We start from the raw sequence: 23,890 nt of genomic DNA, 5'->3' as shown, positions 1-23,890 counted from the left end.
TCGGGTTCACACCGCGACGTTGTCGATGAGCCGCGTCGAGCCGAGATAGGCGGCCACCAGGATCCTTGTCGGGCCCGTGGCGTGCTCCACCGGGGCCAGTGTGTCGGCATCACACACGCTGAGATACTGGATGGTGCTGAACCCAGCCTCGGTCAGGCGATCGGTCGAAGCCGCAACCAGAGGTGAGGCGGCCTTCCCGGTTCTCAGCCCCTCGGCGATCCGTGTCAGCTCGCGATGGATGATGGGCGCGATCCGCCGCTCCTCCGCGTCGAGGTAACGGTTGCGCGAGGAGAGGGCGAGCCCGTCCTCTTCCCGCAAGGTCGGGACGCCGCCGATCTCGACCGGAATGTCGAGGTCGCGCACGGCACGACGTATGACCTGCAACTGCTGGAAGTCCTTCTCGCCGAACAGGGCGATGTCGGGCTGGACCTGATTGACGAGCTTCGTCACCACGGTGGCGACGCCGGCAAAGTGACCCGGCCGATAGGCACCGCAGAGGCCGTCGGTGATGCCCGCCACCGTGAGGCTGGTGGAGAAGTCCTTCGGGTACATCGTTTCCACCGACGGAAGGTAGGCGGCGTCGACGCCGGCTCCCGCGAGGAGGGCGAGATCGGTCTCGGTATCGCGCGGATAGCGTGAGAAGTCCTCGCTCGGCCCGAACTGCGTCGGGTTGACGAAAATACTGACGATAACTCGCTGCCCCAGTTCCCGCCCCCGGTTCACCAGGGAGAGGTGGCCCCGATGCAGGGCGCCCATGGTGGGGACGAGGACGACACGCTCCCCCGCCGCCTTCCATTCGGACACGCGGGCACGCAAGGGGGCCACCGCATCGAACCGGACCAGGGCGACGGACGAGGCTTGGCTGCTCATCGGGACTCTTCAGGATCTCGGGCGACGTCGGACAAGCCTGCGACTAACCCAACTCGGCGGCGGAAGGCCAGAGCGGCTCGCGACGGAGGTCAGTTGCAGTAGGGCAGCAATGAGCGGCCGAACGGATCGTCGACGCCGAGAGCCGGCTTGATCCCATAATAGCTCGGCTTTCCGAGGCCGTAGGTCGATCCGACATAGCTCGGATCGTCCGGCGCATCGGTAGGGATCGGGACGCTCCTCGGGATGCAGGCGAGACGGCGTGGTCTGGCACGGTAGCGTCGCGGGGTGCTGTCCTCTTCCGCGCGCGGAAAGTAGCGCGGCGGCGGCTCAATCTCGACGATGGTGCCGGGGCGGTTTGCGTCCGCGCCGTAGGGGGCGAACCCGGGCTCGCGGAAATCGGCCGCTTTCACCGAACCGCAATAGGCAGGGACGACGAGGCAGGCCCCGAACAGCACCCGCACGGCGTGGCCTGTCGCTGTCTTCCGCCGTCGGTTCATGTCGCCCCACTTCCCGGCCGAGGCTGACAGGGCATGGTAAATCAATGGTTACCGAGGTTGCGCCCTGCCATCGAGTTCGGCCAGCCGGACACTCGGCTCGGCCGGACCATGGGCGACCCTGACCGGCTTCGACAGAATGCCGGCTAACAGCGTCAGGTCGGGCGGTGTCGTGTCGGTTCGGCCGTAGAGGGTCGCATCGAGGGCCGCCAACGCGTCGGCGATCATGGGCGTCGAGCGCCAGGATCGCGTCAGTTCGGGCTCGCGTTGGAAGACCGGTTCCAGCGCCGCGCGAAAGGCCTTCGCGTCTCCCGCTCGCGCATGGCGTGTGAGTTCGCGACCTGTCGCACGGTCGAGGCGCAGGGATTGCCACCGCCTCGGAATGCCGAAGCCGATGAGGGCGAGACCGAGGCCGAAGGCCCCGATCGCCGCTGCCGCGACCGCGATCGGCGAGGCCGGTGCGATGGGTTTCGCATCCTCGTCGCGATCGGGCAGGCCGCCACCGATCTGCCGGGCCGGGATTTCCGCTTCACGCAACGTCCGCGACACGGTGTCGAACCAGGCGATGGTGATCGCTTCCAGGGGGACGATCTCGGTCACAGCCGGGCGCACATCCCACTGATAGGTCGCCCGCGCCACCGGCCCGGTCGGGGTGATGATGGTCTCCCGCGTCACCGGACCCGCGAAGGTGAGGACGCCGCGCGTGCGCATGACCGGGCGCGGCGGCAGCCCTTCGGCCACCAGCCCCTGTGCTTCCAGGGTGACGATCCGTCTCGTGGTCTCGCCGATCTTCACCGTCTCGGGGTCGGGGCTCCAGGAATCGGTGATGGTCACGTCCCGCGCCGGCAGCCACCACGGCTCCTTCACGTCGGGTCCGCCCACCGGCTTCGTCCAGGTCGCGACCGGTAGAGAAACCGGTTCCGAGGGAACGTCCACCACCTTGCGGGCGCCGCCCTCGTTGATGGTCAGGCGATGGATGAACGGATCGATGGTGAAATCGCCGGGATGATGCGGAAAGATCGCGATTGTGCGGTCGAAGGCCACCGCCACCTGGCCGTCCGGCAGGCGGGTCTTCGACCAGGTGTCGCGGCCGAGCTGGGTCCAGCTGAAATTCGCCAGCGACGGCTGAATCACTTCTTCCAGCAGGATCGCCTGCCGGTAGACGCCGCGAATGTGCAGCAGCACCATCTCGCGGGAGAACGGCGATGCGTTGCCGTTGAGCTCGGGCGTCACCGTCAGGGTGAGGTCGCCGGGGGAGATCTCGGCACGGGCAGGCACCAGACCTGCCATCAGCAGGACAGCACCGAGCATGAGAACGCCGCGTCGGGCAGGGGATCCCTCTCGCGCGGGAGCGGGAGAGTTGGCGTCGGGACGGTGGAAGCGGATCACCATGGGTTGCTGCCTTCCGGGACCGCGGTTCCCGCCTCCACGCGGACCGCCTGCTCCGCCTTCAGGCGCAGCTTGAGGTAGCGGCCCGGATCGTCGGGCAGGGTCTGGAGCCAGAGGCGGTCCGGCCGGATCTCGTGTGCCTCGAAGCTCTTCGTCACGCGCCGTGCCTCCCGCTCGGGTGCGGCCGCGACCATGGCGGAACCGGCTCCGGTGCGGCCGCGCCCGGCCGCGTCGCTGGCCGAACCACGGGCCTCGCCCTTACCGGAATCCACCGATTGCTGCTCGGCCTTGCCGCGCCGCGCCACCTTGCTGTTGCCCGGCGTCGAGGACGAAGTGCCGCCCTCCTTGTTGCCGGCGAGGCCCTCTCCGACGGAGGAGGCTTTCATCTCCTCGTTCGGGTCCTGGTTCGAACTCTTGTTGTAGCGCGAGCCCACCGTCGCCGTGGCATTGGCGAGGCCGCCGCCCTTGCCGCGGTCTTGCGGCCCCTCGGCGACGAGGCGGGCGATGAGGGAGCGATTGGCCTGCGCGTCGGCGTCGCGCGGGTTGTATTGCAGGGCGACGTCGTAGGTGTCGAGGGCGCCCTGGTAATCGCCGGAGCGCGCCAGGGCATTGGCGAGATTGTAGGCGTTGCGCCGGCCGCCATTCTGGAAGATCGCGATGGCCTCGTCGTAACGGCCGGCCTCGTAGAGCGCCGGCCCGCGCCAGGCCGGATCGGCGAAGACGAATGCGGCGGCGCTCGGCAAGCCGAGGCTCATCAGGCTGCGGCCGAGCGTCGTGCGCGGCTCCGAGACCAGGGCGAGGCCGAGAATGCCGGCACTGGCCAGGGCGACACCCACGATCCTGGCCCATCCGGTCCAGTGCCGAGGCAGGCTTTTGGCGAAAGCGAGACGACCCGAGTGGACGAGACGGCCGGGGAGGGGGAGACGCGCCGTGTTCATCAGGCGCTCCTGCGGAACAGAGCGAGGGCGGGAAACAGGGCGAGCAGGATCAGCCAGCGCCCCAGATCGGCGAAGGCGAGCACGGTATAGCCGCCCGCCGCCAGATGCTGTGCCGTGCTGGCGCCCACCGTGTCGAGGAGCGCGGTCGGCGTGCCGAGATCGACGGTGATGCCGTTCCCCGCGCCGGTCACGCGGTCGAGGGCCGCCCGGTCGGGCTTGGGCACTCCTGCCGGCAGAGCCTTCGTCGCGGGCACGAACACGGCATGGAGATGCCAGCCCTTGGCCTTGATCGCGGCGGCCTCGCGCATGGCCGCGTCGCCGATCCCATCCCCGTCGGTGACGAGAACCACGTCCCCGGCAATGACGCCGGCCTCTTCCAGGGTCCGTCGCGCGATGGCGAGGCCGCGCTCCGGATGCGTGCCGCGATCCGGGACGGTATCGCCGTCGAGGGAGAACAGGACGAGGCTCAGGGCGTCACGGTCCGTGGTCGGCGGGGCCGCGAGATAAGCGTCGCCGGCATAGACCACCATGGCGACGCTGCGTGTGCCCGCCGCCTGGGCCACGCTGTCGGCGATCTGGCGCACGTCCTTGAGGTGGCCGCCCTCGGCGACCGAGCGCGAGAGATCGATGACGACGACCGTCGCATCGAGGTTGCGGAAGGTCGCCGCATCCGGGCGCTCGACGGCCGGTCCGGTGAGGGCGATGGCGATGATGCCGGCCGTGATGGCGGCGATGAGATTGGCTTGGCGTCGCCCGCCGAGCACGGCTCCGCGCTTCTCCAGAAAGGCCATCAGGCCGGGATCGACGGCCTTCGCCCAATCACCGAGCGGTGCCGAGCGCCAGGCCGCGCGCAGGGCGAGGATGACGATGACCGGAATTGCCACGAGCCACCACGGCCGCAGGATGGCGAAGTCGAAGAGGGCGCTCATGCCTTGCGCCTCGCTGCCAGCAGGCCCGCCGCGCAGAGGAAGGCGAGGGCGGCCGGCCACGGCCACAGATCCTGTCGCAGGGGGACCGGAGGTGCCTTGGCGCGTCCTCCCTCGATGGCGTCGATGGCATCGGCCATGGCGATGAGGTCGTCCGTGGTCTTCACCCGGAAGAAGGTGCCGCCGGTGAGGCTCGAGATGTCGCGCAGGGTCTCGGCATCGACCACATCCTGCTCGCCATCGGCATTCGACATGTCGCGGGGGCCGAGCGCGATGGTGTGGACCTTCACGCCGAGTTCCTTGGCGAGAGCCGCCACGTCGCGCGGCGTGGTCTGGCCGGCATTGTTGGCGCCGTCCGTCATCAGCACCACGACCTTCGATGCGGGCTCCGGCGTCCCGGGGCTCTCGCCCGAGGTCGCCGGCACCAGCCGCTTGAGGGCGAGCCCGAGACCGTCGCCGATGCCGGTGGAGCGGCCGACGAGCCCGATCGTCGCGTCGTCGAGGGCACGCGCCACGGTGGCGGTATCGAAGCTCGGGCTCGCGGCGACGTAGGATTCGTTGGCGAAGATCACGAGGCCGATCCGGTCGCCGGCGCGGCGGCGGATAAAATCGGTGCCGACCCGCTTCACGGCGGTGAGGCGCGTCACGGTCTCGCCGTCGAGGTCGAAATCCCGGCGCTCCATGCTGCCGGACAGATCCATCACCAGCATGATCTCGCGGCCCGAGGCCGGGAGAGCGGTGGCCGGCAGGACGAGACGCGGACCGGCCAGAGCCACCACCAGGGCGGCCCAGAGGGTCCAGATCAGGATGGCACGTCCGCGACCGCGCGCCGCCACGCTGTCACCACGGGCGGAACCCGTCACCAGGGAGGCGGGAACGCGCAGGGCACCGCTCGACCCCATCCGCTCGGGCGGCAGCAGCCGGCTCGCGAGGAACGGCAGCGGCAGGAGCAGCAGCGCCAGGGGCGCGGCGAGATCGAAGGCCGAGGTGAAGGCGGTGAACCAGGCTGGCATCGGGTTCAGGCCCTGATCCGTGCGAAGAGACGGCCGAGTTCGGAATCGATGGCCTCGGGATCGACCGGGGCGGAGCGTCGATATAGGCCCTCCGTCACGATCGCACCTGCGCCCTTGCTGAAGAAGACGGTGACGAAGAGACGGTCGAGGATCGCCGCCCAGTCTCGCCCCTGCGTCGAAGCGGCGTCGTCCCCTGCGAGCGTCCGGGTGAGACGCCGCAGCAGGCGCGCCTGTGCGATCAGGCGCTTATCGGGGGCGAGTCCGCGCGTCTCGGCGAGACCGCGCAGGGCCGAGGCCCGCACCGAGGCTTTCGCCCTCGCCCGCATCAGCCTGACGAGGCCGACGAGCAAGGCCGCCACGAAGCCGAGTGCGATGGCCATCACCACCTCGCCCTGCGCGCCGCTGCCCGCATCGGCCGGCAGATGCAGGCCGCGCAATTGGGAGAGACCGGTCGGGGAATCGGACGGGTTCACGCGCTATAGAACCGCATCGAGACGTTCCATCAACGGCGCATAGGCCTCGGGGCCCGCCTCCGCATCGAGGCGCAGGCCCTCGATCCCGCGCCGGGCGTAGTCGATGAGCCGGTCGTCGGGGCCGACGCTCGCCCTGGACGCTGACCGGCTGACCTGAACGGTGCCGCGCTGCCCATCGGACGTGGAGAACGGGAAGAAGCCGGCCGGCTTCGTGCGCTCGAACGCATCGCTGACGAGGACGAGGCGGATCGACAGGCGCTCGGCCAGCACGGTGAGCAGGTGGTCGAAATCAGGCCCCGGTGCATCGAGGGCGCTGCCGATGACGAGATGGCCTCCCGAAGGCAGGAGGCTCGCCGCGACGCTCAAGCTACGGTCCAGCGGAGGGTCGACGGTGTCGGAGGCGGCAAGCGCCTGGGCATGCGCCATGGCCAATGCACCGGTCACCGCCGTCATCGCCCGCTCGCCGCTGCCGGGACGAACCACCACTGGCTCGGCCGACGACGCGGCGACGAGGCCGATCCGGCCGCCATCGCCGACGATGCGCCAGCCGAGCAGGACCAGGGCTTCCGCCGCGGCCACGGAACGGAGTGCCCGGCGCGTACCGAACAACATGGAGGGGCGGAAATCCGCCAGCAGCACCACGGCCCGGTCGCGTTCGTCATGGTGCGTTCGCACGTGGAGGATACCGGTGCGGGCGGTGGCGTTGCGGTCGATATGGCGGCGGTCGTCGCCCTCGGACCACAGCCGGACGTCGTCGGGTTCGGAGCCGCGTCCGCGCCGACGGGTGACGATGCCGCCGGGGAGCCCCGCGAGGGTGCGCGTCGCCGGCGAGACGCCGCGGCGGGCGAGGTGGCGCAGGCCCATCAGGGCCTCGCCCGAGAGATGGATTCCGGGGCCGAGGTCGGACTCTGGGGTCTGGCCGGGTGAGGACGCCATGGCTGTTCTACGCGACCATCCCGCCTCAGAGCGCCCGAACCCGCTGGACGAGACCCTTGATGATGCCACGCGCCGTGTGTCCCTCGGCGGCGGCTCGCCAGGTGAGGCCGATCCGGTGTGCCAGGGCATCGGCCGCGAGATCCGAGATGTCCTCGGGGATCACGTGATCGCGGCCACGCAGATAGGCCCGCGCCTTACCGGCGAGCATCAGCGCCAGCGTCCCGCGCGGGGAAGCCGGATGCTCGATCGAGGCGCGCAGGTCGGGCGCGGCCTTGTCGTTGCGGGTCCCGGCCACGAGCCGCACCAGGTAATCCTTCAAGGCCGGCGAGACATGCACGTTGAGCGCCGCCGCGCGGGCGGCACGGATCTCCGCCACGGTGAGCTTCACCGGCATCGCCTCGGCGTGATGGTTCAACTCGCCCTCGACGAGGTCGAGGATGCGCCGTTCGGAGGCCTCGTCGGGCATCTCCACCACCACGTGGAGGAGGAAACGGTCGAGCTGCGCCTCCGGCAGGGGGAAGGTGCCCGCATGCTCGATCGGGTTCTGGGTCGCCACCACCATGAACGGGTCGGGCAGAACGTGGGTGTGGCCGGCCACCGTGATCTGGCCCTCGGCCATGGATTCGAGCAGCGCGGACTGAACCTTGGGCGGCGCGCGGTTCACCTCGTCGACGAGGATGAGGGAGTGGAACAGCGGGCCGGGCAGGAACTCGAAATCTCCGGCATCCTGGCGCCAGACAGTGGTGCCGGTGAGGTCGGCCGGCATCAGGTCCGGCGTGCACTGGATACGGGCGAAGCTGCCGTCGAGACCGTCCGACAGGCGCTTCACCGCGCGGGTCTTGGCGAGGCCGGGCGCGCCCTCGATGAGGAGATGCCCGCCGGTGAGAAGCCCGATGAGCAGGCGTTCCACCAAGGTCTCGGCACCGATGAGCCCATGGCTCAGGCCGTCACGAAGGGCGAGGATGCGAGCGCGAAGGGCATCGTCGGCAGCGCGCGGCGCCGTTGCGGCGGGACGCGTGGCCAGTGTCGCATCGCTCATGAGCGAGCACCGCCGGTGACCGCCGGAAAGGCAGCCGCAACGGATAAGCGGGACATGATCGTGGCAGGGCCGGCGTACAGCACCATGCGCGTCTCCTCGGGCGGATTCTTAAGAGATCCCTATGTCCATCGGGTGTGCCTGTTGCGCAGTGCCGGCGTCAATCCCGCGGGACGTTTCCCGTGAAACACGAGGATGAGATCGGGCAAAATGCCCAAACCCCAAGGATTTCATGAAGAAGGATGCATGCAGCGGCACTTGCTTGCCCTGCCTATCCGAAGCCGCCTCCGGAATCGGCGTTATGTCGCATCTCTGCCGATGTTCGTGAAACCCTGGACCGGCTTTCCGGCTTCTTCTCACAGCGAGCGGCCAGACCGGAGACAGGACAGTGAGTGCAGATCTCTTTCCCGGTTTCAGCGCCGACTGGATCGACCTTCCGGAAGGTCGCTTCTTTGCCCGAAGCGGAGGCGCGGAGGATGCCCCGCCCCTGATCCTGCTGCACGGCTTTCCGCAGACCCATGCCTGCTGGCACCGCATCGCACCGGCGCTCACCGAGACCCACCGCGTCATATGCCTCGATCTCAAGGGCTATGGCTGGTCAGGGGCGCCGAAGGGCGATTCCAGCCACGAGACCTATTCCAAGCGCCGCATGGGCCGGGACGTGGTGGCGATCATGGAGCGTCTCGGCCATGTCCGCTTCGGACTCGTCGGCCACGATCGCGGCGCGCGGGTCGGCTACCGCCTCGCCCTCGACGAACCGGGTCGGATCGAGCGTCTCGCCCTCCTCGATATCCTGCCGACCCTCGTTCAGTGGGAGCGGATCGAAGGCGATGGCGACGTGTCGGCGCATTGGGTCTCCCTGGCCCGGCCGGCACCCGGACCGGAGGAGGAGATCGGCCGGGATCCGGTCGCCTATTTCGAGGGGCTCTTGCGGCGATGGAGCAATGCCAAGAGCCTCGATCCCTTCGCCCCGGCCGCGCTCAAGCTCTATCGCGAGAACTGGAACGTGCCGGAGCGCATCCATGCCTTCTGCGAGGATTACCGGGCCGGCGCGACCCGCGACCGCGAGGCCGACCTCGACGATCTCTCGGCGGGCAAGACTCTCTCCTGTCCGACCCTGATCCTCACCGGGGACGGCTATCTCGATCATACGCACGAAAGCCCGTTGGCGGCCTGGCAGCGCACCTTCGCGCCGAAGGCCATATCCGCCGAGATCACATCGGGGCATTTCCTCGCCGAGGAGAATCCTTCCGCGACCCTCGAGGCCCTGCTGGGCTTCCTGAACGGCTGAGGAGGCCGGCTGTCACCATTCCGTCATGGGCGGGCGACATGCAGCGCCCATGACCTCGCTTCTCGCCTCGCCGCTTCCCGAATTCGTCAACTCCGCCATCAGCCTCATCGTGGCTTTCGCCCTCGGCACGATGATCGGTGCCGAGCGGCAATACCGCCAGCGCACGGCGGGCCTGCGCACCAACGTCCTGGTGGCCGTCGGCGCGGCGGCCTTCGTCGATCTCGGCATGCGGCTCGAAGGAGCCCGCGGTGCGGTGGGGACCGTCGCCTACGTAATCTCGGGCGTCGGGTTCCTCGGGGCCGGCGTCATCATGAAGGAAGGCATGAACGTGCGCGGCCTCAACACCGCCGCCACGCTCTGGTGCTCGGCGGCCGTGGGAGCCTTTGCCGGCGCCGATTTCCCCCTGGAGGCCTGGTTCGTTACCGCGGCCATCCTGTCCGGCAACACGTTGCTGCGGCCCCTGGTCAACGCCATCAACCGCGTCCCCATCGACGAGAGCCAGACCGAAGCCACCTATGAGGTGCAGGTCACGGTGCAGGCCGACCATGCCGGCCCCGCCCGCGACCTCCTCGTCGAACGGCTGGAGGCCGCGCATTATCCCGTTGGCGGCATCGAGGTGGTGGAGCGCGGCGAGGATATGGTGGAGGTGGTCGCGACCCTGGTGGCGACGGCGGTGGACTCCGTCGAACTCGACGCCGTGGTCACCGGGCTGGAACGCGACGGACGGATCAGTCACGCGACCTGGTCGGTGCAGACGGCCGATTGAGCGATCGTGCAGGTTCGGCCGGCACCATTGCCGTCATGCGCCTGCCGACCAACCTATCCCCCGTGATGCCGAGCCTCACCCTCGGCAGCGGAGACATCGCCATGACCGAGACACGCAAGAACGCACTGATCGTCGGAGCCTCGCGCGGCCTGGGGCTCGGGTTGGTGGAGACGTTCCTGAAACGCGGCTGGGCTGTGACCGCGACGCAGCGCTCCCCGTCCAAGGGATTGGCGGCCCTGACATCGGAGACGCTCACCGTCGAGACCGCCGATATCGACGATGACAGCGCGGTCGCCGCTCTCCATGAGCGGCTCTCGGACCAACGCTACGACCTGATCTTCGTGGTGGCCGGCGTGGCGACCCAGGCGCACGACCCCGCCCATGACGTCCCTCGGGATGTCGCCGCCCAGGTCTACCTGACGAACGCGATCAGCCCGATCCGCTTTGCCGAACTGTTCCGTGACCGGCTGGCGGGCAACGGCCTCATGGCCTTCATGAGTTCCGTCCTCGGCAGCGTCTCGCTGAACGACAGCGGGGGCTGGGAGACCTACCGGGCGAGCAAGGCGGCGCTGAACACGTTGGCGATCAGCTTCGAGATCCGTCACCGCGAGGAGGGTTTCGGCGTCGCCCTGATCCATCCCGGCTGGGTCCGCACCGAGATGGGCGGCGAGGACGCCGATATCGACATCGAAACCAGCGTTACCGGGATGGCCGACATCCTCGAACGGCAAATCGGCAAGGCCGGCATCGCCTATCTCGATTACACCGGCGAAACCTTGACCTGGTGAGAGGTTCTATTTGGCGAGAGGTCAGCGCCGCCCGTCGACCGGGGGACGGCCGCGCCGCTCGACCACCACGGGGGGACGGGTGCGGCGCTCGACGATGACGGTGCGCGGCGCCCGGCTCGGGCTGCCGGCGGTGAGGATATGCTCGGACATCCTCTCGGGCTTCGGCTTTTCCGCGGCGAGCACATGCGGGCGAATCTCGTCGATCGGGAGTCCGATCAGGCCGGCGGCGATCTCGACCTGTTGTTCGAGGTCGTCCGCGAGATCCTGGGCGGCTGCCACCGCCTCGGGAATCGTGGGGGGCTCGCGCCGTACACGGATCGGCGGCAGATCCTGAAAGGATTTCGAAGTCTTCTTCACGACTCGGCCCGCGCTCATCATGCGGAGAAGATAGCGCGAGGCGCGGCGCGGTGCATTGCACCATTTTGGCGGTACACCCACGCGTTCCGTGCATTCCGTGCGGATCGCCGGAATTTCCGCCAGAGCGGCCGTGAGATGCCGGTTCCGTATTCGCTTGCCTGAACAAATGCCCATCGGAGAAGCAATACAAGCGTCACTATGACGCACGTTCAAATCGGTGGCCCGGCCATCGCCGGGCCCGTTGCACGGGGTCGGTCTCGCGCCGATACTGGCGCCCACATGTTTCCCATCACCGATCTCACCGATGCCCGGCTGGTTCCGGCACGTCCCGACCTCGCCGATATCCGCCTGCGCGGCCGTGTCGATGCCGAGCGCTACGTCGCTGGACAAAGCGGCCGGCTGATCGTGCCCTCGGCCCCGCTCCGGCGCCGGCCGAGCCTGGAAGCCGGGATCGAGACCGAGGCGGTCCTGGGCGATTCCGTCACGATCTATGAGACCGGCGACGGCTTCGCCTTCGTCCAGCTCGGGAGCGACGGCTATGTCGGCTACCTGCCGGAGGAATCCTGCGCATCGGACGCTCCGGCCCCGACCCACCGGGTGACGGCGCTGCGCAGCTTCCTCTATCCGGCCGCCGACATGAAGCGGCCGCCGCTGGGCCATGTCAGCCTCGGCGCAGGACTCTCTTGCAGGGAGCGGGAAGGCGACTTCCTGCGCCTCGCCGACGAATCCTACGTCTTCGCCGATCACTGCGCCCCGATCCCTACGGTGGAGCCCGATCATGCCGCCACCGCCGAGCGTCTCGTCGGCACTCCCTATCTCTGGGGCGGCCGCACCAGCCTCGGGCTCGATTGCTCCGGTCTCGTCCAGCTCTGCCTGTCCATGGCGGGCATTCCCTGTCCCCGCGATGCCGATCAGCAGGAAGCGGCTCTGGGCACTCCGCTCCCTCCGAGCCTCGACGGCCTGCGGCGCGGCGACCTCGTCTTCTGGCGCGGCCATGTCGGGATGATGCTCGACGAGACCCGCCTCATCCACGCCAACGGCCACCACATGGCGGTGGCGGTGGAACCCTTGGCGGGAGCGGTGGAGCGGATCGCCGAGAAGAGCTACGGCGCGGTGACCTCGCTCCGGCGCATCGGCCCGGTGAGCGGACGCCCGGAATAGCCGGGGTGGTGGGTAAGGCTTACATCGGACCTCGATGAGCGTTCCTCATCGAGGTCTGCCCGCCCGACGGCGCGGCGGCGGTCGTCCGCCGAAGCTCGATGAGACTGATCTATGGGGCAGGCTCATCGAGACTTGGTATCAGCTCTTCAGCCGGGTCTTGATGCGGGTGATCAACCCGTCGCGGACGTCGCGATAGGCGTCGAGGCGCTGCTCGCGCGAGGCTTCCTGCATCAGCGTCGGGTCTGAGGTCGCCCAGTATTCCACGTCGACGGCGTTCGTGCGGGTGACTTCCAAGGCCGCGTGGTGGGCCTCTGGTGCCAGGGTGATGATGAGGTCGAAATTCAGGCCCTCCCACTCCTCCAGTTCGAGGAGGGTCCGGGGCCGGTGCTTCGAGGCATTGATGCCGATCTCGTCGAGGGCGGCCACCATGAACGGGTCCGCCGGCTCGCCGGAGCGGACACCGGCCGACTGCACGTAGGTCGACTTGCCGAAATAGTGCCGTGCGATCGCCTCCGCTGCGAGCGACCGCACGGCGTTGAAGTTGCACATGAATAGCACGGACTGCACGCGCGTCTTCTTCGGGCCGGCCTCTTCCACCATGCGGTGACTGCCTCGGACTTCAGATGGGGAAGGCGCTCACGCCTTCCAGTGCAAGGCGAAGACCAGGGTGAAGAGGCGCCGCGCCGTGCCGTGGTCGAGATCGACCTTGCCCTCGAGCCGCTGCTTGAGGAGTTCCGAGGCTTCGTTGTGCAGGCCGCGCCGCCCCATGTCGATCGCCTCGATCTGGGTCGGCGAAGCCGTCTTGATCGCGTTGTAATAGCTCTCGCAGATCATCTCGTAATCGCGGATCACCCGGCGGAACGGCGTCAGCGACAGGAGGTGGGTCATCACCGCCTCGCCGTTCTCGTGGCGGATGGCGAAGGAGAGCTTGTTCTCCACCAGGCCGAGATTGAGGGCGTAGGGCCCCTCGCGTCCGGGAATCGAGAAGTGGTTCTCCTCCAGGATGTCGAAGATCGCGATGGCGCGCTCGTGCTCCTGGTCGGGATTGCCCCGGCCGATGGAATCCTCGTCCAGGGTTACCGCGGCGAGGCGGTGGATGGACGATGCCTCTGCCGGTTGTCCCGTTTCCGGTTGTTCTGCGCCTGCCATCGTCCCCTCACAGATTCAGGCGGATCGCCACCGAGCGGGCGTGACCGTCGAGGCCCTCCGACCGTCCGAGGGCGATGGCTGCCGGCCCCAAGGCCCTCAGCGCCGCGGGATCGCAGCGCAGGATCGTCGTCCGCTTCATGAAATCGAGCACGCCGAGACCCGACGAGAACCGGGCCGAACGGGCGGTGGGCAGCACGTGGTTGGGGCCGCCGACGTAATCGCCGATGGCCTCCGGCGTGTGGCTGCCGAGGAAGATCGCGCCCGCATTGCGCACCTTGGCGGCGAGCGCCTCCGGATCGGCGGTCTCGATCTCGAGATGCTCGGGCGCGAGGCGGTCGACGAGGGGCACGGCCTCGTCGAAATCCGAGACGCGGATGATCGCACCGTAATCGCGCCAGCTCGCCCGGGCGATGTCGGCACGGGGCAGGGTGGCGAGGGCCCGCTCCACGGCTGCCTCCACCGCATCGGCGAGATCGGACGAATCGGTGATGAGGATCGATTGGGCGGCGACGTCGTGCTCGGCCTGGGCAAGGAGATCGGCGGCGACCCAGTCCGGGTTGGCGTGGCCATCGGCGAGGATCAGCACCTCGGAGGGGCCGGCGATCATGTCGATGCCGACCTGCCCGAACACCCGGCGCTTGGCCGCCGCGACCCAGGCATTGCCCGGCCCGACGATCTTGGCCACGGGAGCGATCGACTCGGTCCCGTAGGCGAGGGCGGCCACGGCCTGCGCTCCGCCGATCCGGTAGATCTCGGTGACGCCGGCGAGATCGGCGGCGGCCAGGACCAGCGGGTTCATCTGGCCTTCCGGCATCGGCACGACCATGACGACGCGCGGAACCCCGGCGACGCGGGCCGGGATCGCGTTCATCAGGACGGAGGAGGGATAGCTCGCCGTCCCGCCGGGAACGTAGAGCCCCACCGATTCGAGCGACGTCCAGCGCCAGCCCGAAGTCACGCCGAGATCGTCGGTGGCCATGTGGTCATCAGGCACCTGGCCGCGATGGAAGGCCTCGATGCGGGTTGCCGCGAGCCGCAGGGCATCGAGGGATTCGGCCGGGCAGGCGGCGATGGCGGCTTTCACCTCCTCCGGCGTCACCCGCAGGGTCGCTTCGGAAAAGTCCTCACCGAGCCGGTCGAAGCGGCGGGTATAGGTGACGAGGGCCGCATCGCCGCCGGACACCACGCCGGCGATGATCCCGCGTACGGTCTCGTCGACATCCTCCGAGATCTCGCGTTTGACGCTGAGAAGACTGGTGAAGGCGGTGGCGAAATCGGCGTCGCGGCTATCGAGGCGCACCATCAGGCGTGATCTTTCCGAGCGTCGTCTGTTCTGGAGGGATTCGTGCCCGCACGGCCCTCGATCGCGGCGCGGCCGGCTTCCGCCGCCTCGTGATCGGGCCGACCTTCCACCTCCCAGACCGGGCCGAGGTCCTTCAGCCTCGCCTCGATGCATTCCACATCGAGCTGAATTGCCGCTTTGCCGGCAAAAAACAGGGTGATGGTACCGGAGGGTTCCTCGCTCGGTTCGAAGGTGATGGCGAGGAGATCGAGCGGCTCGTCCGATGCGGAACCCGGCGTCAGGCCGCGCGCGCGCACGGCCATGACCCGCTCGAAATGCAGGCCGGTCAGGCGGCGGCGCGGTGCCTCACCCTCAGCCGCCGACCAATCGAAACGACGTCCCACCAGGACGAAGCGGTGCGAAGGCGCGAGATAGGCGAGATCCTGCGGGCGCAGGACCGCATCCTGGAGGTGGGCCGAGAGGATGGCGAGATCCTCCGCGTCGAGGGCAGCGAGCTTGAGAAGCTCCATGGCGGGTTCGCATCTGGCCGGACGCCGCCGGATCGGGCGCCGGATGTGGAAGAGGGTCGGCCGTAGGTAGCGAGGCGGCCGCCCTGCGGCAACTGTGCGGCCGGGATCAATTGCTGTGGCGACGACGGGGGAGGTCGGTTCCGGCGAACTCAGACGGCGTTCAGGCGGCAGGGTCCAGTGGTCAAGGGAACCTCCACTCGGGAACATCCATCATCATGACAGTCGGACCATTACGCCGCATCGCCTTCGCCGCCATGACAGTCTTGACCGTGGGGACCGGCCTCGGCGTGGGACAGGCCCAGGCGCAATATTACCGCGACGAGGGCTACGGCAGGGCGCCCTATGGCCAGTCACCCGACGGCTACGACCGGCGGCAGGGCTATGATCGCTCGCAAGGGTACGATCAGCCCTACGATGAGGGCGAACGCCGGCCGCTGCCGCCCCGCTACGGCCGCCAGCGCATGGGCAGCGTCTGCGTCACGGCGCGCGGCAATTGTCCCGCCTATCCGAGCCCGATCCAGACGCCGTGCCGGTGCGACATTCCGGGCTTCGGCCCCAAGCGCGGCGCCGTCCTGCAATAGGGCCAGTAAGGCATCTGCCTGGGACGCGGTCACCGCGTCCCGGCGGGAGACGCCGCGTTCAGGCGCGGATGCGGCTGATCTCGGCCCCGCAGCGGCCGAGCTTGGCTTCCAGCGCCTCGAAGCCGCGGTCGAGATGGTAGACCCGGTTGATGCTGGTCTCGCCCTCGGCGGCGAGGCCGGCGATGACGAGGGAGACCGAGGCGCGGAGATCCGTGGCCATCACCGGCGCGCCCTTGAGGCGCTCCACTCCCTCGACGATGGCGAGATCGCCTTCGAGCCGGATCTTGGCGCCGAGGCGCGCCAGTTCCTGCACATGCATGAAGCGGTTCTCGAAAATGGTCTCGCGGATGTGCGACTGGCCCTTGGCCAGCGTCATCAGCGCCATGAACTGCGCCTGCAGGTCGGTGGGGAAGCCCGGGAACGGGTCGGTGGTCACGTCGACGGCCGCGATGCCGCCGCCGTTGCGCCGGATGCGGATCGTGTCGGCCGTGCTGGTGATCTCGGCGCCGGTGGTCTTCAGCACGTCGAGGGCGCTGTGCAGGAGGTCGGCCCGGGTGTTCTCCAGGGTCACGTCACCTCCCACCATCGCGGCGGCCATGGCGTAGGTGCCGGTCTCGATCCGGTCCGGCAGGACCGTGTGGCGGGCGCCGTGCAGGCGCGAGACGCCCTCGATGGTGATGCGCGGGGTGCCGGCCCCTTCGATCTTCGCGCCCATCTTGATGAGGCAATCGGCGAGATCGACCACTTCCGGCTCGCGGGCGGCGTTCTCGATCAGGGTGGAGCCGTTGGCCAGGGCGGCGGCCATCAAAGCCACATGCGTGCCGCCGACGGTGACCTTGGGGAAGTGGATCTCGCCGCCGCGCAGGCCGTTCTTGGCCTTCGCCACCACGTAGCCGCCATCGATCTCGACGGTGGCACCGAGGCGCTCCAGCGCCATCAGCAGGAGGTCGACGGGGCGCGTGCCGATGGCGCAACCGCCGGGCATCGAGACGCGGGCCTCGCCGAAGCGCGCCAGCAGCGGAGCGATCACCCAGAAACTCGCCCGCATGGTCGAGACGAGCTCGTAGGGCGCGGTGGTGTCGATGACGTTCGAGGCGGTGAGGCGGATGGTCTGGCCGGTCTCCGTCGTCTGGCCCGGACGCTTGCCCACCACCATGTGGTCGACGCCGTGGTTGCCGAGGATGCGCAGCAGGGCGTGAATGTCGGCGAGGCGCGGGATGTTGATGAGTTCGAGGGATTCCCCCGTCATCAGGCTCGCGATCATCAGCGGCAGGGCCGCGTTCTTGGCGCCCGAGATCGGAATGACGCCGTTGAGCGGCTTGCCGCCGATGATGTTGATCCGGTCCATCGTCGTCCTTCGCGAGGCGCCGCGCCGGCCTCCTCGTGACGAGGAAACGGGAGAGGGCGGCACCTTCATGGTTCAGCAAAACGGTGGCGGTCCGCTACCGGAGCCGCGCTATCGAGCCGCCTATACGGTAGTTTTGTCCGAAAAGGGATCGTCAGCCGTGCTCATCGGCCTCGGGCTCCGGTTTCCGTTCCGTCCCGGCCTCGTCCGCTTGCTGTTCGGAAGGTGCCGGATCGGTCTGGGCACGGACCCGGCTCTGAACCTTCCGGCGCCTCAGATTGTCCCGCAGAGCAGCCTTCAGCCGCTCGTTGCGCGTGGCGTCGTTCGTCATGGCGGTCACTGCGCGACCCATCGTCGCCAGGGCGACGTATCGACTTTGCCAACCGGTCTCAACAGGTGCAGAGCTGGAATGCAGGAGTCGACTTGAACCAATTCCAAGTTCGCCTGTATCGTCGGGGCGGTGGCGTCGAAATCAGCACTGCCTGATTCCTTCCGCGCCATACGAAGCAAAATCGTTGCGCAAGCGGGTATCCCGTCGGACGAGGCCTGCAGCGGAGAGTTTGGTGCTTCGGAACAAGCCCTTTGAAACGATGCCGCTGCTGAATGCAGACGAACGGATGTGGCAGGTCCGCCCATGGCGGTCCCACCCCTCGATCGGCCAGAACGCGAAGGACGGATGCCCGTGAATCGGATGCCCGCGATGACGATGATCAGCGATACGACGACGCCCCGCGATTCCTCCGCTGAGGGATCCTCGACCAGCGCGTCATTCGGGCACGGACGGACCGATTACGAGGCCTATTTCCGCAAGGCGGTCGATCGGCTGCACGACGAGCGGCGCTACCGGGTCTTCGCCGATATCGAGCGGATCGCCGGTCGCTTCCCCACCGCCAACTGGCGCCGCCCCGATGGCGGCACCCGTGAGATCACGGTGTGGTGTTCCAACGATTACCTCGGCATGGGCCAGCATCCGGACGTGGTCTCGGCCATGACCAAGACCGCCGCCCGTTGCGGCGTCGGCGCCGGCGGCACCCGCAACATCGCCGGCAACAACTCGCCGCTGGTGGACCTCGAGCGTGAACTCGCCGACCTGCACGGCAAGGAGGCGGGTCTCGTCTTCACCTCGGGCTACGTCTCGAACCAGGCCGGCATCTCGACCATCGCCAAGCTGATCCCGAACTGCCTGATCCTGTCGGATGCGTTCAACCACAATTCGATGATCGAGGGCGTGCGCCATTCGGGCTGCGAGAAGCGCATCTTCCGCCACAACGACCTCGCTCATCTCGAGGAATTGCTGATCGCGGCCGGCGACCGACCGAAGCTGATCGCCTTCGAGAGCGTCTATTCGATGGACGGGGACGTCTCCGATATCGGCGCCATCTGCGACCTCGCCGACAGATACGGCGCCATGACCTATCTCGACGAGGTCCATGCGGTCGGCCTCTACGGCGAGCGCGGCGGCGGGATCGCCGAGCGCGACGGGGTGATGCACCGGGTCGACGTGATCGAGGGGACGCTGGCCAAGGGCTTCGGCTGCGTCGGCGGCTACATCACCGCCTCCACCGTGCTGTGCGACGCGGTGCGCAGCCACGCGCCGGGCTTCATCTTCACCACCGCCCTGCCTCCGGCCATCGCCGCCGCCGCCCGCGCCTCGGTGCGCTATCTCAAACGCTCGCAGGTCGAGCGCGCGGCGCATCAGCGCCAGGCCGCCCTGACCAAGATCGCACTGGAGGAGGCGGGGCTGCCGGTGCTGCCCACCGAGACCCATATCGTGCCGGTGATGGTGGGCGATGCCGAGCTGTGCAAGGCGGCGGCCGACCACCTCCTCGAACAGCACGGCATCTACATTCAGCCGATCAACTACCCCACCGTGCCGCGCGGCACCGAGCGCCTGCGGATCACGCCGTCGCCGTTCCACGACGCGGCCCGCATCGCCAAGCTGACGGCCGCGCTGACCGAGACCTGGGACACGCTGGACCTGCCGCGCGCCGGAACGGTGTTCGTCGAGGCGGCGGAGTAGGAACCGGTCAGTTCAACCGCCAGATCGCGACGGTGAGCACGGTCGCGAAGGTGACCCAGGCGGCGTAGGGCACGAGCAGCCACGCCGCGAGACGGTCGAAGCGCCAGGACAGGCGGATCGTCCAGAGGATCATCACCAGCATCGCCGCGCTGACGATGCCGGCCCAGCCGAGGGCATGGGCCGAGAAGAACGTCGGCGACCATGCCGCGTTGAGCGCGAGTTGGACAATGAAGGCACCGAGCGCCAGCCACCAGGCCTGCCGCATCGGACCCTTTACCGGAAACGTCCCGAGCAATCGCCAGAACGACAGCGCGATCATCGCGTAGAGAATCGTCCACGCCACCGGAAACAGCCAGTTCGGTGGGTTGAAGTCCGGTTTGTTCAACCCGGCATACCAGCCCTCGATATTGGGCGTGGTGCTGAGCGAGCCGAGGACGGACGTCGCCACGACGGGCAGGATGGCGAGGGCGAGACGTGGCCAGAGGGAGAAGACCGGCTGTTCTGGAACGCGGAGGGCGGACGTCATCGCGAGGGGTGTTTCCTTCGGGGCGCTGAGGCTCGGACCCGCAATTCCGTCTTGCGACAGCGACGACGTCGCCGAAACCGGTGTCCTGCCGATGACACTCCAACGCCCGCACCGTACGGATGGTCCGATGACAGAGTCCAGCATCCCATCCCGTCGCCCCAACCCCTTCGCCAAGCGCACCCTGGCCGCACAGGCCATGGGCCATGTCGATCCGGCGACGCGGGCGGTGGTGATGCCGCTGCACGTCTCGACGACGTTCATCCGCGATCCCGACAACGGCTACGGTTCCGGCTTCTCCTATGCCCGGCCGGACAACGCCACGACCCGTGAGGCGGAGGCGGTCATCGCCATGCTGGAGGAGGCGGAAGCCGGCGCGATGCTGTTCGGCTCCGGCATGGCGGCCGCCACGGCTATCTTCTCGGCCCTCGAGCCCGGAGACCATATCGTCGCGCCGCTCGTGATGTACTGGGCTCTCAAGCGTTGGCTCCAGCAGGAAGCGCCGCGCCGGGGCTGGGGCCTCGATTTCGTCGCCATGGACGACCTCGACGCCCTCCGCGCCGCGATCAGGCCGGGAACGACGAAGCTCGTCTGGATCGAGACGCCCGGAAACCCGCTCTGGACCATCACCGACATCGCCGCCGCCGCCGGGATCGCGCATGAGGCCGGCGCGCGCCTCGCCATCGACTCCACCGCCGCCTCGCCGATCCACACCCGGCCCCTGACGCTCGGGGCCGATATCGTCATGCACTCGGCCACCAAGATCCTGAACGGGCATTCCGACGTTGTCGCCGGTGTCGTGGCCGGGGCCCGCGCCGATGCGTTCTGGGAGCGGATCGGCGCGATCCGGGCTGGCGGCGGGGCGATCCTCGGGCCGTTCGAGGCCTACCTGCTGATGCGCTCGCTGCGGACCTTGCCCCTCCGCGTCGCCGCGCAATCGGCCTCCGCGGCAGACCTCGCCCGGCGCTTCTCGGTCCATCCGCGCGTCTCGTCGGTGCTCTATCCCGGCCTGCCCGACGATCCCGGCCACGCGGTGGCGGCGCGCCAGATGGAAGGCGGCTTCGGCTTCATGCTGTCGATCCGGGTCGCGGCCGGCGAGACGGCGGCGATCGCCACGGCGGCGCGGGTGCGGCTGTGGAAGCGCGCCACGTCGCTCGGCGGCGTCGAAAGCCTGATCGAGCACCGCGCCTCGGTGGAGGGGCCGGGCACGCCCTGTCCGCCCGATCTGCTGCGGCTCTCGGTGGGGATCGAGCATGTGGACGACCTGTTCGCCGATCTCGATGCGGCCCTCGACTGATTTCGTCCTCCGTCCCTGGTGTGATCGCGGCCTTCGCGCGTTGTGCGAGGGACGGGCCGCCGATGGGCGGCCGCCGCGATACGATCGAGGACGACCCGATGCGATACCCCTTCACCCTCCTGACCGGCGCCCTCGCGCTCGTCGCCCTCACCGGTGCTGGCTCGGCCGCTGACGGTCCGCCCACGCTCGACGTGAAGGCGACGTGCAAGTCGGATGTCCGCGCGGAAGCCAGCGTCAGCGATAATTCCACCGTCGAGGGCTGCCTCCGGTCGGAGGAAGATGCGCGAAAGGAGGCCCAGCGCCGCTGGGGCGATTACTCGTCGGCCGCAAAGAGCCAGTGCGAGAAGCAGTTCCAGGCCGGCGGATACCCCTCCTACGTGGAGATGGTGACGTGCCTGGAACTGGCGAGCGGGACGGTGCCGACCCAGGGCACCGGACCCGGCGCGGATAAAAGCTCCGGTGCCCGTCGTGAGAAGGCCGATGGAAATGCCGGCGCCGTCACCGCCGAGCCCAGGCCGAGCCAGCGCACCAACCCGATCGAGGTGCTGGAGAAGCCGTAGCCCCAGGATTCAGCGTGGCGCGGAGACCTCCGCGTCTCCGCTCGCCCATGCTTCCTGGCGGATGCGGTTGCCCCGCTCCTCGCCGCGGCGGGTGGCCGCGAGGTCGAGGAGTTCGGCGGCGCGGTCCGTGTCGTCGATGGACAGGAACAGGCCGTTCCTCTGCGACGCGCGGCCGAGATCGGCGCGGCTCGTCAGCACGCTGAAGGCGGGGCTCGTGAGCAGGGCGATGGCCACCGGAGCCATCCACAGGGTGAGCCAGAGGTCGCCGGCATAGGCGAGGAGGCCGGCGAGCAGGACGCCCGCCACCAGGGCATCCAGCTGCAGGCGGATCGCCTCGGACCACGGCACCTGCCGGTCGTCCCGCACCTGCGAATCCCAGCGCACCACGCGGCCGATGAAGGTGGTGGCGACGGCGCCGGCGGCGAAGACGGTCATGACCGGCCAGAGCAGCACCCAGACGATCTGTTCGAGCACGGCGCTCCGCAGAAGGGAGGCGGTGCCACCGAAGGCTGCGCGGCGGGTCCGCGAGGCGAGGACATGGCCGAGGCTGAGGAGCTTCGGCAGCGCCAGCACCGTGACGACGAGGGCTGCGAGTCCATGGGCGGCGAGCCCGGTGCCGGTGAGCCCGTAGGCCAGCAGGCCGAGATCGCCGGTGACGGCGGCCCGGATCGAGGCGGCGGCGAGGAACAGCACCCAGAGCGGGGAAGCGAGGTAGGACACGATCCCGACGATCAGGTGCCAGCGGCTCGCCGCGCGCAGTCCGGGCAGGGTGGTGACGCGCAGGTGCTGCATGTTGCCCTGGCACCAGCGCCGCTCGCGCCCGAGGAGATCGACGAGGTTCGTCGGCATCTCCTCCCAGGTTCCCCCCATCTCCGGCAGGAGACGGACCTCCCATCCGGCGCGGCGAAGGAGTGCGCCCTCGACGATGTCGTGGCACAGGATCTCGCCGCCGAGCGGCGCCTTGCCCGGCAGCACCGGCAATTCGGCGTTGTCGGCGAAGGCCGCGACCCGCAGGATCGCGTTGTGCCCCCAATAGCTTCCATCCGCGCCCTGCCACGTCTCGAGGCAGCGGATCGACAGCGGCGCGTAGAGCCGCACGGCGAATTGCTGGATGCGGGCGAACAGGGTGTCGCGGCCGGTGGCGTAGGAGACGGTCTGGATCAGCCCGACCTTGGGAGCCTCCTCCATCAGCCGGGCGAGGCGGCGCATGGTGGCGCCGGTCATGAGGCTGTCGGCGTCGAGCACGATCATGAAATCGTACTCGGTGCCGTAGCTCCTGCAGAACTCGGCGATGTTGCCGGCTTTCCGGCCCGCATTGTCGAGGCGGCGGCGGTAGCGGAAGCGCGGCAGGCCGGGGCCGTTCAGGCCCGCCCAGGCCTCGATCCGCGCGAATTCATGCTCCTCCACCGCCGCTATGGCGCCGTCGCGCGTGTCGGAGAGGACGAAGATGTCGAGATCGGACCCGTCGCCGCCGGCGCGCTGGAGCGAGCGGGCCATGACCCGCAAGGCGGCGAACACCGCCACCGCGTCCTCGGCATGGATCGCGACCACGGCCGCCGTGCGGCTCAGGCCCGAGGCGGTCGCCGGCACGGCGGCCGAGCGGATCTCGATCGCGGATTTGGCGGCATCGCCGAATCCCGCCGCCACGAGCCCGTAGACGTATTGCCAGGCGACGAAGGATTGCCACGCCATCACGAGGCAGAACAGCACCAGCACGGACCAGTCCAACGCGCCGTCGGGGCGTCCGTAGGCGGAGACGGCGAGCCACGAGATCGCCCCTGCGGTGGCCAGCGTCGGCACCGCCAGCAGGAGCCGTCGCCACAGGAGCGAGGGCGTCTCCAAAGAAGGCGTCTTGCCGGACTGGCTCTCGGGAATCACCGGGTTCGGGATACCGGCCGGGGATGCGTCGTGCGACAACCGTGTGGTGGACATGGGGCGCGGGACACTCGATCGAGGCTGAAGTGAACCGTCGTCCGTCACGAAGAAAAGGGCATCGATGATACGGGGCGACGGTGGAGACGAATTTGCGGGGCGCGACACCCTCTCGCGGCGGCAGACCTTGCGAACCGCGCTGAGCGTGGCGGCAGGCATGGCGATTCCTAGTGCCGTCGACCTGAATACCGCCAGAACGATGGCCGCGGACAGAGTTGAACCTCGCCAGGACG

The 23,890-nt window shown here is 68.8% G+C and carries 26 protein-coding genes; 8 read left to right on the top strand and 18 right to left on the bottom strand.

Annotated elements, in window-relative coordinates:
- Positions 1–6: 6 nt before the first annotated feature.
- The 9 genes from panC to A3OK_RS0117825 all read right to left on the bottom strand — a co-directional run bounded on the left by panC (position 7) and on the right by A3OK_RS0117825 (position 8,078).
- Entirely contained in the window at positions 7–870 is an 864-nt protein-coding gene (gene panC, locus A3OK_RS0117865) for a pantoate--beta-alanine ligase (protein ID WP_019906257.1), read from the bottom strand.
- Between the two features lie 89 nt (positions 871–959).
- On the bottom strand, positions 960–1,367 hold the full coding sequence (locus tag A3OK_RS0117860) for a hypothetical protein (protein ID WP_081631263.1): 408 nt from the start codon (positions 1,365–1,367) through the stop codon (positions 960–962).
- A gap of 48 nt (positions 1,368–1,415) precedes the next feature.
- Positions 1,416–2,675, bottom strand: a complete 1,260-nt coding sequence (locus A3OK_RS23050) for a BatD family protein (protein ID WP_019906255.1) — start codon at positions 2,673–2,675, stop codon at positions 1,416–1,418.
- Positions 2,676–2,749: 74 nt separating this feature from the next.
- Positions 2,750–3,691, bottom strand: coding sequence for a tetratricopeptide repeat protein (locus A3OK_RS0117850; protein WP_019906254.1), 942 nt, complete (start codon positions 3,689–3,691; stop codon positions 2,750–2,752).
- Entirely contained in the window at positions 3,691–4,620 is a 930-nt protein-coding gene (locus A3OK_RS0117845) for a vWA domain-containing protein (RefSeq protein ID WP_019906253.1), read from the bottom strand. The genes A3OK_RS0117850 and A3OK_RS0117845 overlap by 1 nt, the downstream gene beginning before the upstream one ends.
- The gene (locus A3OK_RS0117840; protein ID WP_019906252.1) at positions 4,617–5,630 is read right to left on the bottom strand and encodes a VWA domain-containing protein; all 1,014 of its coding nucleotides are present in this window, start codon (positions 5,628–5,630) and stop codon (positions 4,617–4,619) included. Before A3OK_RS0117840 ends, A3OK_RS0117845 begins: the two co-directional genes overlap by 4 nt.
- A gap of 5 nt (positions 5,631–5,635) precedes the next feature.
- A complete protein-coding gene (locus tag A3OK_RS0117835; RefSeq protein WP_019906251.1) occupies positions 5,636–6,103 on the bottom strand; it encodes a DUF4381 family protein in 468 nt (155 codons plus the stop codon).
- 3 nt (positions 6,104–6,106) lie between these two features.
- On the bottom strand, positions 6,107–7,039 hold the full coding sequence (locus A3OK_RS0117830) for a DUF58 domain-containing protein (protein WP_019906250.1): 933 nt from the start codon (positions 7,037–7,039) through the stop codon (positions 6,107–6,109).
- A gap of 25 nt (positions 7,040–7,064) precedes the next feature.
- A complete protein-coding gene (locus tag A3OK_RS0117825; RefSeq protein ID WP_019906249.1) occupies positions 7,065–8,078 on the bottom strand; it encodes a MoxR family ATPase in 1,014 nt (337 codons plus the stop codon).
- 385 nt (positions 8,079–8,463) lie between these two features.
- Between A3OK_RS0117825 and A3OK_RS0117820 the strand changes: the two genes are divergently transcribed.
- From A3OK_RS0117820 to A3OK_RS0117810, 3 genes are all read left to right on the top strand, one after another.
- Positions 8,464–9,366 carry an alpha/beta hydrolase gene (locus A3OK_RS0117820; protein ID WP_019906248.1) on the top strand — a complete coding sequence of 301 codons (903 nt, stop codon included), beginning with the start codon at positions 8,464–8,466 and terminating at the stop codon, positions 9,364–9,366.
- Between the two features lie 49 nt (positions 9,367–9,415).
- A complete protein-coding gene (locus A3OK_RS0117815) occupies positions 9,416–10,132 on the top strand; it encodes an MgtC/SapB family protein (protein ID WP_019906247.1) in 717 nt (238 codons plus the stop codon).
- Positions 10,133–10,233: 101 nt separating this feature from the next.
- The gene (locus A3OK_RS0117810; RefSeq protein WP_026597389.1) at positions 10,234–10,920 is read left to right on the top strand and encodes an SDR family oxidoreductase; all 687 of its coding nucleotides are present in this window, start codon (positions 10,234–10,236) and stop codon (positions 10,918–10,920) included.
- A 21-nt stretch (positions 10,921–10,941) separates the two neighbouring features.
- Here A3OK_RS0117810 and A3OK_RS0117805 read toward each other — a convergent pair whose 3' ends face one another.
- On the bottom strand, positions 10,942–11,298 hold the full coding sequence (locus A3OK_RS0117805) for a hypothetical protein (RefSeq protein WP_036302370.1): 357 nt from the start codon (positions 11,296–11,298) through the stop codon (positions 10,942–10,944).
- Between the two features lie 267 nt (positions 11,299–11,565).
- Here A3OK_RS0117805 and A3OK_RS0117800 point away from each other — a divergent pair, with 267 nt between their 5' ends.
- On the top strand, positions 11,566–12,438 hold the full coding sequence (locus A3OK_RS0117800) for a C40 family peptidase (RefSeq protein WP_026597388.1): 873 nt from the start codon (positions 11,566–11,568) through the stop codon (positions 12,436–12,438).
- Positions 12,439–12,576: 138 nt separating this feature from the next.
- Here the strand turns inward: A3OK_RS0117800 and A3OK_RS0117795 are convergent, their stop codons facing one another.
- From A3OK_RS0117795 to A3OK_RS0117780, 4 genes are read right to left on the bottom strand one after another with little or no spacing between them, the layout of a single operon-like run.
- The gene (locus tag A3OK_RS0117795) at positions 12,577–13,038 is read right to left on the bottom strand and encodes a low molecular weight phosphatase family protein (protein WP_019906243.1); all 462 of its coding nucleotides are present in this window, start codon (positions 13,036–13,038) and stop codon (positions 12,577–12,579) included.
- Positions 13,039–13,074: 36 nt separating this feature from the next.
- A complete protein-coding gene (locus A3OK_RS0117790) occupies positions 13,075–13,587 on the bottom strand; it encodes a UPF0262 family protein (RefSeq protein WP_019906242.1) in 513 nt (170 codons plus the stop codon).
- A gap of 7 nt (positions 13,588–13,594) precedes the next feature.
- On the bottom strand, positions 13,595–14,890 hold the full coding sequence (gene hisD / locus A3OK_RS0117785) for a histidinol dehydrogenase (protein ID WP_019906241.1): 1,296 nt from the start codon (positions 14,888–14,890) through the stop codon (positions 13,595–13,597).
- Complete coding sequence (locus tag A3OK_RS0117780) at positions 14,890–15,399, bottom strand: DUF2948 family protein (RefSeq protein WP_019906240.1); 510 nt, start codon at positions 15,397–15,399, stop codon at positions 14,890–14,892. Before A3OK_RS0117780 ends, hisD begins: the two co-directional genes overlap by 1 nt.
- A 215-nt stretch (positions 15,400–15,614) precedes the next feature.
- Here A3OK_RS0117780 and A3OK_RS0117775 point away from each other — a divergent pair, with 215 nt between their 5' ends.
- Positions 15,615–15,980 carry a hypothetical protein gene (locus A3OK_RS0117775; RefSeq protein WP_019906239.1) on the top strand — a complete coding sequence of 122 codons (366 nt, stop codon included), beginning with the start codon at positions 15,615–15,617 and terminating at the stop codon, positions 15,978–15,980.
- 58 nt (positions 15,981–16,038) lie between these two features.
- On the opposite strand, the gene murA is transcribed toward A3OK_RS0117775, so the two are convergent.
- Positions 16,039–17,328, bottom strand: coding sequence for a UDP-N-acetylglucosamine 1-carboxyvinyltransferase (gene murA / locus A3OK_RS0117770; RefSeq protein WP_019906238.1), 1,290 nt, complete (start codon positions 17,326–17,328; stop codon positions 16,039–16,041).
- Positions 17,329–17,479: 151 nt separating this feature from the next.
- Positions 17,480–17,656, bottom strand: coding sequence for a hypothetical protein (locus A3OK_RS24400; RefSeq protein ID WP_196805450.1), 177 nt, complete (start codon positions 17,654–17,656; stop codon positions 17,480–17,482).
- A 345-nt stretch (positions 17,657–18,001) separates the two neighbouring features.
- Here A3OK_RS24400 and hemA point away from each other — a divergent pair, with 345 nt between their 5' ends.
- Positions 18,002–19,345 (top strand): 5-aminolevulinate synthase, encoded by a 1,344-nt coding sequence (gene hemA / locus A3OK_RS0117760; RefSeq protein ID WP_019906236.1) that lies wholly within the window; start codon positions 18,002–18,004, stop codon positions 19,343–19,345.
- A gap of 7 nt (positions 19,346–19,352) precedes the next feature.
- On the opposite strand, the gene A3OK_RS0117755 is transcribed toward hemA, so the two are convergent.
- Positions 19,353–19,871 (bottom strand): TspO/MBR family protein, encoded by a 519-nt coding sequence (locus A3OK_RS0117755; RefSeq protein WP_019906235.1) that lies wholly within the window; start codon positions 19,869–19,871, stop codon positions 19,353–19,355.
- Between the two features lie 127 nt (positions 19,872–19,998).
- On the opposite strand from A3OK_RS0117755, the gene A3OK_RS0117750 reads away from it, so the two are divergent.
- Both A3OK_RS0117750 and A3OK_RS0117745 read left to right on the top strand, forming a co-directional pair.
- Positions 19,999–21,165 carry an aminotransferase class V-fold PLP-dependent enzyme gene (locus tag A3OK_RS0117750; RefSeq protein ID WP_019906234.1) on the top strand — a complete coding sequence of 389 codons (1,167 nt, stop codon included), beginning with the start codon at positions 19,999–20,001 and terminating at the stop codon, positions 21,163–21,165.
- 62 nt (positions 21,166–21,227) lie between these two features.
- On the top strand, positions 21,228–21,725 hold the full coding sequence (locus A3OK_RS0117745; RefSeq protein ID WP_019906233.1) for a hypothetical protein: 498 nt from the start codon (positions 21,228–21,230) through the stop codon (positions 21,723–21,725).
- A gap of 9 nt (positions 21,726–21,734) precedes the next feature.
- Here A3OK_RS0117745 and mdoH read toward each other — a convergent pair whose 3' ends face one another.
- Positions 21,735–23,657 (bottom strand): glucans biosynthesis glucosyltransferase MdoH, encoded by a 1,923-nt coding sequence (gene mdoH, locus A3OK_RS0117740; protein ID WP_019906232.1) that lies wholly within the window; start codon positions 23,655–23,657, stop codon positions 21,735–21,737.
- Positions 23,658–23,890: the final 233 nt, after the last annotated feature.

The organism is Methylobacterium sp. 77 (assembly GCF_000372825.1).
In the GTDB taxonomy this organism is placed as follows: Bacteria; Pseudomonadota; Alphaproteobacteria; order Rhizobiales; family Beijerinckiaceae; genus Methylobacterium.
The sequence above is the reverse complement of the archived record's forward strand: the minus strand, read 5'-3'. Positions and strand labels throughout refer to the sequence as shown.